Source organism: Streptomyces sp. SD15 (genome assembly GCF_054462255.1).
The window spans coordinates 1-2762 of sequence record NZ_JBTLMO010000125.1 but is presented as its reverse complement, the minus strand read 5'-3'; the positions used below and the strand labels follow the sequence as shown (position 1 = coordinate 2762).

The 2762-nt window shown below is 71.4% G+C and carries 3 protein-coding genes and 1 pseudogene; all 4 read left to right on the top strand.

All coding sequences use genetic code 11. The features are described from left to right. Positions 1–138: 138 nt before the first annotated feature. Positions 139–780: pseudogene (locus tag ACX28W_RS43790) on the top strand (phosphatase PAP2 family protein); the annotation flags it as partial. Positions 781–1015: 235 nt separating this feature from the next. Next, positions 1016–1837, top strand: coding sequence for a class I SAM-dependent methyltransferase (locus ACX28W_RS43785; RefSeq protein ID WP_459005670.1), 822 nt, complete (start codon positions 1016–1018; stop codon positions 1835–1837). Between the two features lie 42 nt (positions 1838–1879). Then, entirely contained in the window at positions 1880–2050 is a 171-nt protein-coding gene (locus tag ACX28W_RS43780; RefSeq protein ID WP_459005669.1) for a hydrophobic protein, read from the top strand. Between the two features lie 279 nt (positions 2051–2329). Beyond that, a complete protein-coding gene (locus tag ACX28W_RS43775; protein ID WP_459005668.1) occupies positions 2330–2683 on the top strand; it encodes a VOC family protein in 354 nt (117 codons plus the stop codon). The last annotated feature ends 79 nt before the right edge of the window (positions 2684–2762 follow it).

Below are 2762 nucleotides of genomic sequence, written 5' to 3'. Positions count from 1 at the left end.
GAGGACGAGCCCTTCGGGCGAAGGCGGGGGTCCAGGGGGCGCAGCGCCCCTGGCGGGGGTCTGGGGGCGGAGCCCCCGGGGATGGGACGGGTAGGGGCGGCGGGGGCGAAAACACCCCCACCTGGGTACCCGCACCCCATGCCCCTCACCCCAGACATCGACCTCACCGTCCACCCCCCGGGCCCCCACACACTCCGCAGCCGCCTCCTGGCCGCCGACTCCCGCCTCTTCCGGGCGGTCGCCACCCGCCACTGGCCAGGATGCGACCGCCTCCTGCCCAGGCTCAGCCACAGCGCGAACCACGGCGCCCTGTGGTTCGCCATGGCGACAGCCCTCGCAGCGACCCGCACCCCAAGGGCCCGCCGAGCAGCCGCAAGGGGCCTCGCCTCGCTGACCCTCGCCTCCGCGACGATCAACACCGTCGGCAAACGCTCGGTGCGCCGCCCCCGCCCGCCCCTGGACCCGGTCCCCCTGGCCCGGCAGCTGAAGCGGCAGCCGATCACCACCTCGTTCCCGTCCGGCCACTCCGCGTCGGCCGCCGCCTTCGCCACGGGCGTGGCACTGGAGTCGCGCGGCTGGGGCGCCGCGGTGGCGCCGCTCGCGACGGCGGTGGCGCTGTCCCGCGTCTACACCGGCGCCCATTTCCCGAGCGACGTCCTCGCGGGCGCGGCCCTGGGCGCGGCCGCCGCGTACGCCGTACGGGGCCTGGTCCCGACCCTCGACCGGCTCGCACCCCCCACCCCACCGGCCCGCCCCGCGCGCACTCGCCCGCGCCCGCCCTCCCCGACACGAGTACCCACCGGACGGACGTGAGCGTCACCTCCTCCTCCTCACCGACCCCTCCCTGACTCCTTCCTCACGCCCTCCTGACCCTTTCCTGACCACCCGTCAGTCCACATCTCAAGATCAAGGTCTCATCATTCGACATGCGCGCGTACGGTGATGCGTACCGTCCTCGCGGAGCGCCGCTCAGCGACTTCGCGAGGCACGTTCGTCCACCGCGAAGGGAACGGTCATGTCGAAGTCGCAGGAGACCGCCGTCTACACGCACGGCCACCACGAGTCCGTGCTGCGTTCGCACACCTGGCGCACCGCCGCCAACTCGGCGGCGTACCTGCTCGACTCCCTGAAGCCGCACATGAAGATCCTGGACATCGGCTGCGGCCCGGGCACCATCACCGCCGACCTGGCGGCGCTGGTGCCCGACGGCCATGTCACCGCCGTCGACCACGCACCGGGGATCCTGCAGCAGGCCCGCGCCGTGGCGACCGAACGCGGCCTGGACAACATCGAGTTCGCGGTCGCGGACGTGCACGCACTGGAGTATCCGGACAACACCTTCTGCGTGGTCCACGCCCACCAGGTACTGCAGCACGTGGGCGACCCGGTGCAGGCGCTGCGCGAGATGTACCGGGTCACCGAGCCGGGCGGCTACATCGCCGTCCGTGATGGGGACTACTCGGCCATGACCTGGTATCCCGAGGTACCGGGCATGACCGACTGGCAGGACCTGTACCTGCGCGTCGCCCGCGCCAACGGGGGCGAGCCGACGGCCGGCCGCCGTCTCAAGTCGTGGGCGCTGGCCGCGGGGATCAGGGACATCACGGCCACGTCGAGCACGTGGACCTTCGCCACCGAGGACGAGCGCGAGTGGTGGAGCGGGCTGTGGGCGGATCGCACGCTGGCCTCGGCGTACGCGGACCGCGCCACGGAGGGCGGCCACGCCACCACCGAGCAGCTGCGCGCCGTGTCGGAGGCGTGGCGGGAGTGGGGGCGGCAGGAGGACGGCTGGTTCTCCGTACTGCACGGAGAGGTTCTCTGCCGAAAGGAAGCGTGAGCCGCCCGCTTCGGGCAACCCGGCAAGCAGGAGGTATACATCATGGTTCCCATCCTGCTGGTACTGCTGCTGGCCCTGATTCTCTTCGGTGCCGGATTCGCGCTAGACCTTCTCTGGTGGATCGCACTGGTGGTTCTCGTGGTGTGGTTGCTGGGATTCCTGCTCCGCGGCACGAACGCGACGGGGGCCCGGGGCCGCTGGTACAGGTGGTAGATCCACGTCCTGAGAAGTCGGCGTGACAGTCGAGGACAGGTCGCGGTCCGAGGTCCGAATTCCGGTCCTCGGACCGCGGGACCGGTCGCCGTCAGCGCAGGTGAGCGGGGTCTGGTGCGTCGAGCTGCAAGGCGGAGGAAGGAGTCGACGCGGAGCGATGGGGGTCCCCCCGCGCGAGCGAAGCCGAGCGTGGGGGAGAGTGACGACAACGCCGCAGATCGGCGTGCCAGACCCCGCGTCTCCGGCATGATCCGCCGGACAGGCCCTAGGCTCGTCCCCATGGAGATTCTGGGAGCCACGCTGCGTATCTGCGTCGACGACCTGGAGGCTTCGGTCCCCTTCTACGAGAGACTGGCGGGTGGGCACGCCCTGCGGTTCGAGCGCGGAGGGGTGTCCGTCGCCGCGGTCGGCTGTTTCCTGCTGATGAGTGGACCCGAGGCCGAGCTGGACATCCTGCGCAAGGTCGCCGCGACCATCGCCGTCAAGGATGTCGATGAGGCCCATCGGGTGCTCAGCGAGTCCGGAGCCCTCATTCTGGCGGGGCCGGTGCCCACACCCGCGGGGCGCAACCTCATCGCCAGACACCCCGACGGGGCGGTGTACGAGTACGTGGACCGCCGCGCCGCGGATTAGGACCTGTCCGGTCGATCACGGCGGAGACGCGGGGTGGGGCACGCACATCTGCGGCGTTGTCGTCGGTTGCCGACTCCCC

Coding starts and splice junctions, on each gene's coding strand:
- ACX28W_RS43785 (WP_459005670.1), top strand. CDS start 1,016: ATGTCGAAGTCGCAGGAGACCGCCGTCTACACGCACGGCCACCACGAG.
- ACX28W_RS43780 (WP_459005669.1), top strand. CDS start 1,880: ATGGTTCCCATCCTGCTGGTACTGCTGCTGGCCCTGATTCTCTTCGGT.
- ACX28W_RS43775 (WP_459005668.1), top strand. CDS start 2,330: ATGGAGATTCTGGGAGCCACGCTGCGTATCTGCGTCGACGACCTGGAG.